The sequence below is a fragment of the Pseudomonas sp. Y5-11 genome, assembly GCF_022368695.1.
Lineage (GTDB): Bacteria > Pseudomonadota > Gammaproteobacteria > Pseudomonadales > Pseudomonadaceae > Aquipseudomonas > Aquipseudomonas parakoreensis.
On sequence record NZ_CP058974.1, the window covers coordinates 1,662,489 to 1,675,953 of the forward strand.

Annotated in this window: 13 protein-coding genes; 6 read left to right on the forward strand and 7 right to left on the reverse strand. The window is 62.2% G+C overall.

Annotated elements, in window-relative coordinates; translation table 11 throughout:
- Position 1: 1 nt before the first annotated feature.
- Complete coding sequence (locus tag HXW87_RS07320) at positions 2-1,354, reverse strand: 3-oxoacyl-ACP reductase (RefSeq protein ID WP_239778665.1); 1,353 nt, start codon at positions 1,352-1,354, stop codon at positions 2-4.
- 255 nt (positions 1,355-1,609) lie between these two features.
- Here HXW87_RS07320 and HXW87_RS07325 point away from each other — a divergent pair, with 255 nt between their 5' ends.
- From HXW87_RS07325 to HXW87_RS07335, 3 genes are all read left to right on the forward strand, one after another.
- The gene (locus HXW87_RS07325) at positions 1,610-2,887 is read left to right on the forward strand and encodes an acetyl-CoA C-acetyltransferase (RefSeq protein ID WP_239778666.1); all 1,278 of its coding nucleotides are present in this window, start codon (positions 1,610-1,612) and stop codon (positions 2,885-2,887) included.
- 238 nt (positions 2,888-3,125) lie between these two features.
- The gene (locus tag HXW87_RS07330) at positions 3,126-4,022 is read left to right on the forward strand and encodes a PA4780 family RIO1-like protein kinase (protein WP_041067990.1); all 897 of its coding nucleotides are present in this window, start codon (positions 3,126-3,128) and stop codon (positions 4,020-4,022) included.
- A gap of 183 nt (positions 4,023-4,205) precedes the next feature.
- Complete coding sequence (locus HXW87_RS07335; protein WP_239779140.1) at positions 4,206-5,450, forward strand: MFS transporter; 1,245 nt, start codon at positions 4,206-4,208, stop codon at positions 5,448-5,450.
- On the opposite strand, the gene cueR is transcribed toward HXW87_RS07335, so the two are convergent.
- The 3 genes from cueR to HXW87_RS07350 all read right to left on the reverse strand — a co-directional run bounded on the left by cueR (position 5,404) and on the right by HXW87_RS07350 (position 8,754).
- A complete protein-coding gene (gene cueR, locus HXW87_RS07340) occupies positions 5,404-5,817 on the reverse strand; it encodes a Cu(I)-responsive transcriptional regulator (protein WP_041067985.1) in 414 nt (137 codons plus the stop codon). The two genes, HXW87_RS07335 and cueR, sit on opposite strands and share 47 nt — an antisense overlap.
- On the reverse strand, positions 5,814-8,207 hold the full coding sequence (locus tag HXW87_RS07345; protein ID WP_239778667.1) for a heavy metal translocating P-type ATPase: 2,394 nt from the start codon (positions 8,205-8,207) through the stop codon (positions 5,814-5,816). Before HXW87_RS07345 ends, cueR begins: the two co-directional genes overlap by 4 nt.
- Positions 8,208-8,370: 163 nt before the next feature.
- On the reverse strand, positions 8,371-8,754 hold the full coding sequence (locus tag HXW87_RS07350) for a hypothetical protein (protein ID WP_047291083.1): 384 nt from the start codon (positions 8,752-8,754) through the stop codon (positions 8,371-8,373).
- A 148-nt stretch (positions 8,755-8,902) separates the two neighbouring features.
- Between HXW87_RS07350 and HXW87_RS07355 the strand changes: the two genes are divergently transcribed.
- Positions 8,903-9,103 carry a cation transporter gene (locus tag HXW87_RS07355; protein ID WP_047291084.1) on the forward strand — a complete coding sequence of 67 codons (201 nt, stop codon included), beginning with the start codon at positions 8,903-8,905 and terminating at the stop codon, positions 9,101-9,103.
- Between the two features lie 215 nt (positions 9,104-9,318).
- Entirely contained in the window at positions 9,319-10,521 is a 1,203-nt protein-coding gene (locus tag HXW87_RS07360) for a multidrug effflux MFS transporter (RefSeq protein WP_239778668.1), read from the forward strand.
- A 3-nt stretch (positions 10,522-10,524) separates the two neighbouring features.
- Here HXW87_RS07360 and HXW87_RS07365 read toward each other — a convergent pair whose 3' ends face one another.
- From HXW87_RS07365 to HXW87_RS07375, 3 genes are all read right to left on the reverse strand, one after another.
- Positions 10,525-10,698 (reverse strand): hypothetical protein, encoded by a 174-nt coding sequence (locus HXW87_RS07365; protein ID WP_169842458.1) that lies wholly within the window; start codon positions 10,696-10,698, stop codon positions 10,525-10,527.
- A gap of 153 nt (positions 10,699-10,851) precedes the next feature.
- A complete protein-coding gene (locus tag HXW87_RS07370; protein ID WP_182403705.1) occupies positions 10,852-11,865 on the reverse strand; it encodes a zinc-binding alcohol dehydrogenase family protein in 1,014 nt (337 codons plus the stop codon).
- Positions 11,866-11,897: 32 nt separating this feature from the next.
- Entirely contained in the window at positions 11,898-12,191 is a 294-nt protein-coding gene (locus HXW87_RS07375; RefSeq protein ID WP_239778669.1) for a putative quinol monooxygenase, read from the reverse strand.
- A gap of 118 nt (positions 12,192-12,309) precedes the next feature.
- Here HXW87_RS07375 and HXW87_RS07380 point away from each other — a divergent pair, with 118 nt between their 5' ends.
- A complete protein-coding gene (locus HXW87_RS07380; RefSeq protein WP_095667623.1) occupies positions 12,310-13,239 on the forward strand; it encodes a LysR family transcriptional regulator in 930 nt (309 codons plus the stop codon).
- The last annotated feature ends 226 nt before the right edge of the window (positions 13,240-13,465 follow it).

The following is a 13,465-nucleotide window of genomic DNA, read 5'->3' on the forward strand; positions in this document are numbered from 1 at the left end:
TCTACGCCCCCAGAACACTTTGTCCACAGACCCGCAGCGCCTGGCCGGTGAACGCGCCAGTGCCCGGTTGGGCCAGCCACGCGACGGCTTCGGCGACGTCTTGCGGCAAACCGCCCTGGCCCAGTGAACTCATGCGTCGCCCGGCCTCACGCAGGCCGAATGGAATGTGTGCGGTCATCTGGGTTTCGATGAAACCTGGCGCCACGGCGTTGATGCTGATGCCGCGTTCAAGCAGTGTCGGCGCCCAGGCCTGGGCCAGGCCGATCAGCCCGGCCTTGCTCGCGGCGTAGTTGGTCTGTCCGCGATTGCCGGCGATGCCGCTGATCGAGGCCAGCAGAATTACCCGCGCATTGTCGTGCAAGGTGCCGCTGTCGAGCAGGGCCTTGGTCAGCACTTGCGGCGCATTGAGGTTGACCGCCAGCACCGCATCCCAGAATTCCGGGGTCATGTTGGCCAGGGTCTTGTCGCGGGTGATCCCGGCGTTGTGCACCAGAATGTCGAGGCCGTCCGGCAGTTGTTCGATCAATTGCGCAGCGGCGTCTTCAGCGCAGATGTCGAGGGTGATCGCCAGGCCACCGAGCCGCGCGGCGAGGGCTTCCAGATCAGTCCTGGCCGGCGGCACGTCGAGCAGAATCACCTCGGCGCCATCGCGGGCCAGGGTTTCGGCGATGGATGCGCCGATCCCGCGAGCCGCCCCGGTGACCAACGCTTTGCGTCCGGCCAATGGCCGGGTCCAGTCGGTGACGTGCGTGGCGCACGCGGTCAGGCGAATCACCTGCCCGGAGACGAAGGCACTTTTCGGCGAGAGGAAAAACCGCAGCGGGCCTTCCAGTTGCTCTTCGGCGCCCTCACCGACATAGATCAGTTGCAGCGTACCGCCGCTGCGCAACTCCTTGGCCAGCGAGCGCGAGAAACCTTCGAGTGCCCGTTGTGCGCTGGAGGCAAAGGGATCGCGCAGGGTTTCCGGGGCGCGGCCGAGAATCACCAGGTGCGCACTGTGATCGAGGTTTTTCATCAGCGGCTGGAAGAATTCGCGCAGCTGTTTGAGCTGGTCGGTGTGCTGCAGGTCGCTGGCATCGAACACCACTGCCTTGAGTTTCGGCCCGTGCCCGGGAATCCACGCGGTGGCCAGCGACGGTTCTGTGCCGTAGCTGTAGATCGCATCGGTCAGGCGGTTGGCGAATGCAATGACCCGCTCGGCCAGCGGCCCGCCGCCGATCAGCAGCGCACCGTCTACCGGCCGCAGGCGCCCGGCCTGCCAGCGTTCCAGCCGCACCGGCGACGGCAGGCCCAACGCCCCGACCAGACGATGGCCGATGGATGAGTTGGCGAAGTCGATATAGCGGTCAGACATGGAACGCTCTCCAAAAGTTGGGGTTCAAAGTGTGGACTACCAACGGCAATCAATCGTTCGATCCACGCAATAAGGCCTACGCTAGAACACTGAGGTTTAGCAGGTCTTGCAGACAAATGCGGACCTTGTGGGAGCGAGCTTGCTCGCGAAGGCGGCTTGTCAGCCAATGTAACTGTTGGATGTGCCGGCCCTTCGCGAGCAAGCTCGCTCCCACAGGGATTGTTTTCAGGTCTGAAATCAAACAAGGAGCTTTTCATGAGTCAGCTGCGCCGCGTCGCCATCATCGGTGGTAACCGTATTCCTTTCGCCCGCTCCAACGGGCCGTACGCCACCGCCAGCAATCAGGTGATGCTCACCGCCGCCCTCGAAGGTCTGATCGAACGCTACAACCTGCACGGCCAGCGCATCGGTGAAGTGGTGGCCGGTGCGGTGCTTAAATTGTCACGGGATATGAATCTGACTCGCGAATGTGTGCTCGGCTCGCGGCTGTCACCGGCCACCCCGGCCTATGACATCCAGCAAGCCTGCGGCACCGGGCTGGAGGCGGCGCTGCTGGTGGCGAACAAAATCGCCCTCGGCCAGATCGATTGCGGCATCGCTGGCGGCGTCGACACCACCTCGGACGCGCCGATCAGCGTCAGCGAAGGCTTGCGCAAAATCCTCCTGCAGGCTAACCGCGCCAAGACCACCGGCGACAAGCTGAAAACCTTTCTGCAACTGCGCCCACGTCACTTGATTCCGGAATTTCCGCGTAACGGCGAGCCACGTACCGGTCTGTCGATGGGCCAGCACTGCGAACTGATGGCGCAGACCTGGAACATTCCTCGTGAAGAGCAGGATCAACTGGCCCTCGACAGCCATCACAAACTCGCCGCCTCCTACAGCGAAGGCTGGCACAACGACCTGATGACGCCGTTCCTCGGCCTGACCCGCGACAACAACCTGCGCCCGGACCTGACCCTGGAAAAACTCGCCACGCTCAAACCGGCCTTCGAAAAAAGCCCGAAAGGGACGCTGACGGCGGGCAACTCCACGCCGCTCACCGACGGTGCCTCGGTGGTGCTGCTGGGCAGTGAAGAATGGGCGAAAGAGCGTGGTTTGCCGATCCTTGCCTATCTGCGTGACGGCGAAGCGGCGGCCGTGGATTTCGTCAACGGCGCCGAAGGGCTGTTGATGGCACCGGTGTATGCGGTGCCGCGTCTGCTGGCGCGAAATGGCCTGACCTTGCAGGACTTCGACTACTACGAGATTCACGAAGCATTCGCCGCGCAGGTGCTGTGCACGCTCAAGGCCTGGGAAGACCACGAATACTGCAAGACCCGTCTTGGACTGGATGCGCCGCTCGGTTCAATCGATCGCAGCCGCTTGAATGTCAAAGGCAGCTCGCTGGCGGCGGGGCATCCGTTTGCCGCGACGGGCGGGCGGATTGTCGCCAATCTGGCGAAACTGCTGGATGCGGCGGGCAAGGGCAGGGGGCTGATCTCGATTTGCGCTGCCGGCGGCCAGGGTGTCACCGCAATCATCGAACGCTGAGCGCAATTCCCCGGGGGAAATGCATGCGATGTCAGATTCTGTCGCAAATGCCCTTGACGACCGATCACTACAAGCCCGGTGGGCTCGGCTATGATCGGCAACGGTTGGTCGATTATTTCGGCACAGTGTGTGCATCCACAGGGTTCACAGGTCGGCAACCCCTCCCCGTAGCGCGAGGATTGCCGTATAACGAGTGACATTCGCGTGTTTGGTAATAAAGGACCCACAATAAAAGCTGATGAAGACTCCAAAACGCATTGAACCCCTGATCGAAGACGGTCTGGTCGACGAAGTGCTGCGCCCACTCATGAGTGGTAAAGAAGCAGCTGTTTATGTGGTGCGCTGCGGTAACCAGTTACGTTGCGCGAAGGTCTACAAGGAGGCGAACAAACGCAGTTTCCGCCAGGCAGCCGAGTATCAGGAAGGGCGCAAGGTGCGTAACAGCCGGCAGGCGCGGGCGATGGCCAAGGGTTCGAAATTCGGTCGCAAGGAGACCGAAGACGCCTGGCAGAATGCCGAAGTCGCGGCGCTGTTCCGCTTGGCCGGTGCCGGCGTGCGAGTGCCCAAGCCGTATGATTTTCTCGATGGCGTGCTGCTGATGGAACTGGTGGCCGACGAATACGGTGATGCCGCGCCGCGTCTGAACGACGTGGTGCTGGAGCCGGATCAGGCCCGCGAATATCACGCGTTCCTGATCTCGCAGATCGTGCTGATGTTGTGTACCGGTCTGGTGCACGGTGACCTCTCGGAGTTCAACGTGCTGCTGACCCCGACAGGTCCTGTGATCATCGACCTGCCGCAGGCGGTGGATGCCGCCGGTAACAACCACGCGTTCAGCATGCTGGAGCGGGATGTGGGCAACATGGCTTCATACTTCGGGCGCTTTGCCCCGGAGCTGAAGAAAACCCGTTATGCAAAAGAAATGTGGGCGCTGTACGAAGCCGGCACCTTGCACCCGAACAGTGTGCTGACCGGCGAGTTCGACGACCCTGAAGACCTGGCCGACGTTGGCGGAGTGTTGCGCGAGATCGAGGCGGCGCGTCTGGATGAAGAGCGCAAGCAGGCGATCCGTGCCGCCGACGATGCGCCCAAAGGCAAGTCCGACGAACCACCGCCGCCACCGTGGATGCAGTAAGCGCTTGAACACAAACCCGGCTTCGGCCGGGTTTTTTGTGCCCGCATGTTCCTTCACCACACCTCACTGTGGGAGCTGGCTTGCCAGCGATAGTGGAGGTTCAGCTGAAAAATTTTATCGGATGTACCGGCCTCTTCGCTGGCAAGCCAGCTCCCACAGGGGCCGGTGGTGTCTATGGACTTTATGTGGGAATCTTGTCAGCCCTCGCACACTCAAGGATTGAATGTGAACGCCCGCCTCATCATCAGCGCCCGGCTGATCTCCGACTTCGGCGCTTTCCTCAACATGGTCGCGCTGGCGACGTACGTTTACCTGCTGAGCAACAGCGCCATGAGCGTCGGGGTGTTTCTCGCCAGTCGTGTCGGCGGGGGGATTTTTGCCAGCCTGATTGGCACTCGCTTTTACCGGCGCTGGAACGGCCGGGGGCCGTTGATTGCCTTCGATCTGCTGCGCGCGGTGTTGCTGGGCCTGCTGTTGATCCTGCCGGTGAGCCAGCAGGCGTTGCTGTTGCCGGTGATCGCTTTCGGCCTGGGTTTTGGCAACTCGATGTTCGCTATCGGCCTCAACAGTCAATTGCCGAGGCTGATCGAAGCCGCGCAGCTACTGAAAACCAATGCCTGGCTCACCTCGGCTTCATCGGCGGCAATGGTTGGTGGCAGCCTGGTGTCCGGTTTGCTGGTGGCGGCGTTCGGTTTTGAAACGGTATTCGCGCTCAACGCACTGACCTACTTGCTGGCGGCGTTGTTGATTGCGCCGTTGCGCTTCGCCGCTGCAGACGTCAGCGAACAATCGACCAACGAACGCGGCGAGTGGTCAGCCCTGAAACAAGGCCTGCGCAGTGCTCCGGTGATTGCGGCGATGCTCGCCGTGACCATGGCTGACACCTTGGGCAGTGCCGCGCACAACGTCGGCTTCCCGATCATCTCCAGACTGCTGACACCCGACTCGGCCAGCACCACGCTCGGCCTGATGCTGGCGGTGTGGGCCAGCGGCAAACTGCTGGGTGCGCGGATTGCCAGTGGCCTCAAAGGTTCTGATAACCGTGATCTGGAGCGACGGTATTTCTTCGGCGTGGCGTTGATGTCCTGCGGTTTTATCCTGATGTTCCAGCAGCACAGCCTGCTCGGTCTGCTGCTGTTTTCCCTGCCGGCGGGGTTGGGTGACGGCATTTCCGAGGTCGGCCTGATGTCGCGCCTGCAACGCGAACCGGAGCATTTGCGCTTGCCGGTTTTCAGCTTCCTGACCTTGCTGCAAATGACCGGGTTCGGTGTCGGCATGTTGATCGCCGCGCCGTTCTACGGCTGGTGGACGCCGGGTGCCGTGGTGCTGCTGTTCCACGGCATCCCGCTCGGTACGTTGTTGACCGTTAAGCTGTTGGCGCTCAGGCGCGGGCGGGTTGCGCGCAGCAGCCCGACGCCAGTTCCTTGAGGATCGGGCAGTCGGGGCGATGGTCGCCATGACAGTGCTCGACCAGGTCCTGCAGGGTGTCACGCAACTCGCCGAGTTCGCGGATCTTCTGGTTCAGCTCGTCGATGTGCTGCCGCGCCAGGGCTTTCACATCGGCGCTGGCGCGCTGGCGATCCTGCCACAGGGTCAGCAGCTTGCCGACTTCTTCCAGAGAAAATCCCAGGTCCCGCGAACGCTTGATGAACGCCAGCGTGTGCAAGTCGTCGTCGCTGTAGACCCGGTAGCCGCTGTCGGTGCGATGGGCGGCCTTGAGCAGGCCGATCGACTCGTAATAGCGGATCATCTTCGCGCTCAGGCCACTGTGCCGGGCTGCTTGGCCGATATTCATCGGTGCTCCTCCAGATCCTTCGGTTTCCAGGTTTTCAACAGTAGCGCATTGCTCACCACGCTGACGCTCGACAGTGCCATTGCCGCGCCGGCCAGCACCGGGTTGAGAAAACCGAACGCCGCCAGCGGAATGCCGATCAGGTTGTAAACGAAGGCCCAGAACAGATTCTGGCGGATCTTCGCGTAGGTCTTGCGGCTGATCTCCAGCGCGGCGGGCACCAGCCGTGGATCACCGCGCATCAAGGTGATGCCGGCCGCGTGCATGGCCACGTCGGTGCCGCCGCCCATGGCGATACCGATGTCCGCTGCGGCCAGTGCCGGGGCGTCGTTGATGCCATCACCGACCATCGCCACCACCCCGGTTTTTTTCAGTTCGGCGACGGTGGCGGCTTTGTCGGCGGGCAGCACTTCGGCGTGCACGTTCTCGATGCCCAAAGCCTCGGCGACGACTTTCGCGCTGCCGCGGTTGTCGCCGGTCAGCAGATGGCTGTGGATACCCCGGGCGGCCAGTTGTTGCACCGCTTGCAGTGCGCCGGGCTTGAGCGTGTCGCCGAAGGCGAACAAACCGAGCACTTGTGGTTCCGGGCTTTGCTCGATCAGCCACGACAGGGTCCGGCCTTCCGCTTCCCAGGCCTGGGCGGCGTCGGCGAGATCACCCGCGTTGAGGCCGCTTTCCTCCAGCATACGCCGGTTGCCCAGCGCCAGGCGCCGACCGTCAAGATGGCCGGCAATGCCGCGGCCGGTCAGGGACTGGCTGTCGCTGACATCGGGCACGCTCAGCCCGCGCTCGGCGGCCGCGTCCAGCACGGCTTTGGCCAGTGGATGCTCGCTGCCGCGCTGCAGGGCACCGGCCAGCGTCAGCAGGGTATTTTCATCGCCATCCAGCGCACTGAAATGGGCGATACGCGGCGTACCGGACGTCAGCGTGCCGGTCTTGTCGAAGACCACGTTGTCGACCTCATGGGCTCGCTCCAGTGCTTCGGCGTCCTTGATCAGAATGCCGTGACGCGCGGCCACACCAGTGCCGGCCATGATCGCCGTCGGCGTGGCGAGGCCGAGGGCACACGGACAAGCGATCACCAGCACGGCGACGGCGTTGATCAACGCGGTTTCCATAGGCGCGCCGTACAGCCACCAGCCAATCAACGTGACGAGGGCAATCAGCAACACAGTGGGCACGAACACCTGGCTGACTTTATCCACCAGTTTCTGAATCGGCGCTTTCGCTGCCTGGGCGTCTTCCACCAGCCGAATGATCCGCGCCAGCACGCTTCCCGCGCCGAGGGCGGTGGTGCGCACCAGCAAGCGGCCTTCGCCGTTGATCGCACCGCCGGTGACCTGGTCGCCCGGCTGTTTTGGCACCGGCAGGCTCTCGCCGCTGATCAGCGCTTCGTCGGCGTGGCTCTGGCCTTCCAGCACTTCACCGTCCACCGGGAAGCGTTCGCCGGGTTTGACCAGAACAAGATCGTTGAGGCGCAGGGCGCTGATCGCCACGTCTTGCTCGCGACCATCGATGACTTGAATCGCCCGTTCCGGGCGCAAGGCTTCAAGGGCGCGGATGGCGCTGGCAGTCTGGCGCTTGGCGCGGCTTTCGAGGTATTTGCCAAGCAGCACCAGGGCGATCACCACGGCTGACGCTTCGAAATACAGATGCGGCATGCGCCCGGCGGCGGTGGCCCATTCGTACACGCTCAGGCCATATCCGGCGCTGGTGCCGAGGGCGACCAGCAAATCCATGTTGCCGGCGCCGGCACGCACGGCTTTCCACGCGGCCACATAAAATCGTGCGCCGAAAATGAATTGCACCGGCGTGGCAAGGGCAAATTGCACCCAGGCCGGAAGCATCCAGTGAATGCCGAATGGTTGCAGCAGCATCGGCAGCACCAGCGGCAGGGCCAGAACGATGGCGCAGATCAGCGCCCAGCGTTCATGTTGCAGGCGCTGTTGCTGGCTATCCGCTGCGGGATGTTCGGCTTGCCAGACGCTGGCCGAGTATCCGGCCTTGCTCACGGCGTCGAGCAGTAATTGCGGATCGATCTGACCGAGCATTTCGAGGTGGGCGCGTTCGTTGGCGAGGTTGACGCTGACGCTCCTCACCCCGGGGACTTTGTTCAGGGCGCGCTCGACGCGACCGACGCACGAGGCGCAGGTCATGCCGTCGATGCTCAGCTCCACGGTTTGTTGGGGGACGCTGTAACCGGCGCGTTCAACCGCCTCCATCAACGCCGGCAAGCTGTCACCGGGTGCCTGGACGCGGGCCTGTTCGGTGGCGAGATTGACGCTGACGCCACTGGCGCCGCTGACGTTGCGCAACGCCCGCTCGACACGCCCGGCGCAACTGGCGCAGGTCATGCCGGCAATCGGCAGATCGAAAGTGATGGAATCGGACATCGGTCTTACTCCCTGTAGAAGATGTCTACAAGGATCAACCTTGCCATGCGGGCAAGGTCAAGCGCCAATCTGAAAAGCAAAAGATCGCAGCCTTCGGCAGCTCCTACAGGTGGATTGCATTCCAATGCAGGAGCTGCCGAAGGCTGCGATCTTTTTCGTTGACTCAATATTCGAGGGCGGCAGGTCGCAGGTACAAGCCTTTGGCGTTGGCCGCGATCCGGTACTTGAGCACATCGCCGGCCTTGAGCGAGATCTGCTGCGCGGGCGGCGCGAGCATGCCTGCCTGGCACCCCGGCATCTGGCCAGGCAATTGTTTCAGACGAATGGAAATCGTGCCGTGCGGCAGATTGAACGAAGTGGTCTGCTCCTGAAGCAGGCGCGCCGCCAGTTCGTCATTGAGATATACGCCAATCTCACAGGAAGTCGGCACTTCCAGGCGCTCGCGCGAGATAATCAGAACCGCATAGTCCTCACCGGTCGCATTGGCCTGAGGCAGGGCGGCAAAGAGGCTGAGCAAGCCAAACAGGCTGAAAGCTGACCAGCGCATGGCTGAATCTCCTGAATTTGAGTCATTGATGCACGCAGCTTGGCTGAGCGCAGCGCCGATTGCCAGCCCGGCAGTTTTACGCAGAACTTGACCTTGCCATGGTGGCAAGCTCGACACTGCCGGCAACCTCACTCAAAGGAGTCCCTCCATGCAAGTGTTCAGCGTTCAAGGCATGTCCTGCGGCCACTGTGTCAAAGCCATCACCAACGCCGTGCAGGCGAAAGATCCGGCAGCCAGCGTGCGGGTCGATCTGGCAGCCAAAGAAGTCGGCGTCGAAAGCTCGCTCAGCCCCGAGCAGGTGATCGAGGTCATCAGCGAAGAGGGCTACCCGGTAAAACTCGCCGGATGATCAAAAGCCAGAAGATCGCAGCCTTCGGCAGCTCCTACAGGAAACGCATTCCAATGTAGGAGCTGCCGAAGGCTGCGATCTTTTGATCTTTGCAGGCAAACTCCACAGTGCAGTTCGTCTGACGTTTTAATAGTTAGCGAGCTATCGGAATGTTCAAGGTGTCTTTGCGCGGCTAGACTGTCGGGCTGCCGACTCCAATCCAACCTGGATGCCTGATGAACTTCCGTACCATTCTGATTCTCGGTGCCTTGAGCGCCTTCGGTCCGCTGGCGATCGACTTCTATCTGCCGGCGTTCCCGTCAATGGCACTGGCCTTTGGCACCGATGAAAAGCACGTCCAGCTGACACTGGCAGCGTATTTCGCCGGTCTGTCGATCGGGCAGTTGTTGTATGGCCCGGTGGCCGACCGGTTTGGTCGGCGCCTGCCGCTGCTGGTCGGTGTCGGCCTGTTCACGCTGGCCTCATTGGCCTGCGCCTATGCACCCAATCTGCAATGGCTGATCGGGGCCCGCTTCGTCCAGGCCTTGGGCGGCTGCGCGGGGATGGTGATTTCCCGGGCGGTGGTCAGCGACAAATGCGATGCCGTCGGTTCGGCGAAAGTCTTCTCGCAGTTGATGCTGGTGATGGGTTTGGCGCCGATCCTTGCACCACTGCTCGGCGGTCTGCTGGTCAACACCACGGGCTGGCAGTCGATCTTCCTCGTGCTGACCGGCTTTAGTGCACTGGCCGGCCTCGCTGTGGCGCTGGGGTTACCGGAAAGCCTGCCGGCCTACGTGCCGCGCCAGCCGTTGTCCGGTGCGTTGCGTCAATACGGCCGGTTGTTCGGCGACCGGGTGTTTCTCGGCCACGCACTGACCGGCGGTATCGCGGTCGCCGGGATGTTTTCCTACATCGCCGGTTCACCATTTGTCTTCATCAAACTGTACGGCGTACCCGCCGAGCATTTCGGCTGGCTGTTCGGCACCAATGCAGCGGGTTTCATTCTGGTGGCTCAGGTCAACGCGCGGCTGTTGGCCAAGCGCGGTCCGTCCTTCCTGCTGACGCGAGCGGTGTGGGTATACCTGTTGGCCGGCGTTTCGCTGCTCGCGGTCAGCGCGATGCACACCGAAGCATTGTGGCCGCTGTTGATTCCGTTGTTCGTGTGCATTGCCAGCCTCGGCTGCATCCTGCCCAATGCTGCGGCATGTGCGATGAACGGCCAGGGTGCGCGCGCCGGGAGTGCCTCGGCGCTGATGGGCTGCCTGCAATTCAGCGTGGCCTCCGGCGCGGCCTCGCTGGTGGGTGTCCTGCACGACGGCAGCGCCATGCCGATGGCCATGGTCATCAGCCTGTGCGGACTGCTGGTGGTGAGCATTGCGATGTACACCCGGCGTTTGCAGAATGCCCGGGCACTGGCGCAAGCACAGGCCGAAGCCTGAACGTCAGCCGACGGCGCGTTGTTGTCCGGGCTGGGGAATCTGATGGGGCGCGTGCAGGCGCGCTTCGAGGGTACGGGTGAAGGCGAGGGCCTCGGCTTCACTGCGAAAGGTCACGGCGTGCTGGTCCAGACGAACCTGCCATTGAGACTTTGCCACTTCTTTTATCAGGATCTTCATTGCTGACCTCCCTTGTGTAAAAGATGCATCGCAGAGGGTTCGAGTGTAGACCTGAATACGATCGCATTTGTGACAACGATCAAGCATCTGACTGACGGCAAAAAACAGCGCCGGCCCTTAAAAGGACTGGCGCTGATGACGACGTTCGGGTTTTCAGAAACTTTCTAAAACAATTTTGCCCTTGGCTTTGCCGCTTTCCAGCAACTCGTGCGCGCGTCGCAGGTTCGCCGCATTGATCGTGCCGAAATGCTCACCCACCGTAGTCTTCAAGGTCCCCGCATCAATCAGCTCGGCCACGCGGTTGAGCAGTTTGTGCTGCTCGATCATGTCCGGGGTTTCGAACAGCGAGCGGGTGTACATGAATTCCCAGTGCAGCGACAGGCTCTTGCGCTTGAGCTTGCTCACATCCAGTGACTTGGGATCGTCGATCAGTGCCAGTTTGCCTTGCGGCGCCAAGGCCTCGACCAGTTGATCGAGGTGCAGATCGGTCTGGGTCAGGCTGGCGACGTGGGTCACGTGGTCGATGCTGGCGCGCTGCAGCTCTTCGCTCAACGGCTGGCTGTGGTCGATCACCAGATCGGCGCCCAGCTCAGTCACCCAGTCGCGAGTCTGTGCACGGGACGCGGTGCCGATCACCTTCAGGCCGGTCAACTGGCGAGCCAGTTGGGTGAGGATCGAACCGACGCCGCCAGCGGCGCCGACGATCAGCAGGCTTTGACCTTCATCGGTCTTGCCCTCACGGATCTGCAGGCGTTCGAACAGCAATTCCCACGCGGTGATCGCGGTCAGCGGCAGGGCAGCGGCTTCGGCGAAACCCAGGGACTTGGGCATGTGGCCGACAATCCGCTCATCCACCACGTGCAGTTCGCTGTTGCCACCGGCACGGGCGATGGAGCCGGCGTAGAACACCTTGTCACCGGCCTTGAACAGCGTCACTTCGCTACCGACGGCTTTGACCACGCCGGCGACGTCCCAGCCCAGCACTTTTGCCGCGCCGTTTTCCGGCGCCACGTTCTGCCGCACCTTGGTGTCGACCGGGTTGACCGAGATGGCTTTGACTTCCACCAACAGGTCGCGCGGGCCGGCGACCGGCTCCGGCAGTTCGATGTCTTGCAGGGATTTTTCGTCGCTGATCGGCAGGGAAGCGTAATAGGCGATGGCTTTCATGACTTGCTCCGTAGCGGTAATAGAAGAAGGGCTCAGGCGATGCTGCCCAGGCGTTTCAATTGGAAGTGTTCGATACAGTGGCCGGCTGTGGCCTGGAAATTCTGGAAGTGCGCGCTGGCGTTGTGCGCCTGGAGGATTTCTTCGCTGGCCCAGTGTTCGATCACATAGAAAGTCAGCGGGTCGGCGAGGTCGCGGTGCAGGTCGTACTGGCCGCAGCCTTCCTCGGCGCGGCTCGGCTCAACCAGTGCGCGCAGAGCGTTTTCGAGGGTCTCCTGCTGACCGGGTTTAGCGATCAGGGTGGCGATGGCGGTGAATGCTTGGGACATGTTTGGCTCCGGTCGCGGGATAAATGGGCTTGGGCCAATCATTGGCTATTTCTCGGCGCGATAAAACCGGCTAAAAGAGCAGTCTCTTTCAATTTTATTTTGATAATCGAGGCTGAGAATGCTGCGTTTCGACGATTTACAGTTGTTCGTTCGCGCTGCGGACCTGGGCAGTCTGTCGGCAGCCGCGCGGGTGATGGACATGTCTGCCGCGGTGGCCAGCGCCGCGCTCAAGCGTATCGAACAGCAACTGGGCGTGCGCTTGCTGGCGCGTTCGACCCGCAGCCTGCGCCTGACCGCCGAGGGCGAAGGCTTTCTCGAATATGCCCGGGCCGCGCTCGGTTCGCTGGACGAGGGCCGGCGCTTTCTCTCCAGCGCGCAGGATCAGGTCAGCGGCATCCTGCAGTTATCGGCGCCTTCGGATTTCGGGCGTAACCTGCTGTTGCCGTGGCTCGACGAGTTTCAGCGCGAGCACCCGAAGCTGACCGTGCGGCTGTTGCTCGGTGACCGTATCGCCGACCTGTTCCGCCAGCCAGTGGACATTGCCCTGCGCTATGGCGAACCGGAAGATTCGAGCCTGGTGGCCCTGCCCATCGCCCCGGACAATCGCCGCGTGCTCTGCGCCTCGCCGGCCTACCTGGCGCGCCACGGCGAGCCGCGTCAGCTCGAACAATTGGCGCAGCACAATTGCCTGCTGTACATGCTCGGCAGCCGCGTGCATGACCATTGGAGTTTTCATGACGGCAAGCGCGAAGTCGGCCTGACGGTCAGTGGCGATCGCTTCAGTGATGACGCCGACGTCGTACGGTTGTGGGCGGTGGCGGGGGCGGGGATTGCCTATAAATCGTGGCTCGATGTCGGCACCGATGTCCTCGCCGGACGCCTCAAAGTGTTGCTGCCGGAGCTTCTCTGCGAGCGTGCTCCGCTGAATCTGTTGTGCGCCCATCGCGCGCAATTGAGTAAGCCGGTAAACCTTTTAAGGGAAATGCTCGCCAGCCGATGCGTCGAATTGAGTAGTCAATTTCCCCATTTCCCGAAAGTTGATCATTAGTCGCAGGCAATTAGCGAAATTTCACTCAGGAACTATCACCATTCGCGTCAGCCACGGCGCAGGAAGCCGCGTGCATCCCGCTTATACTAGCGACCGCCTCAAACCTGCACCGACAACCGGCCAGGGCAGAATCAGGCCGGTTTTTCCAGGGCCGTGCCTGCGCCATACAAACGCTGTGAACACACCATCGACGGGTGTGGCAGTGCTGACCTGGCTTGCACCGGCT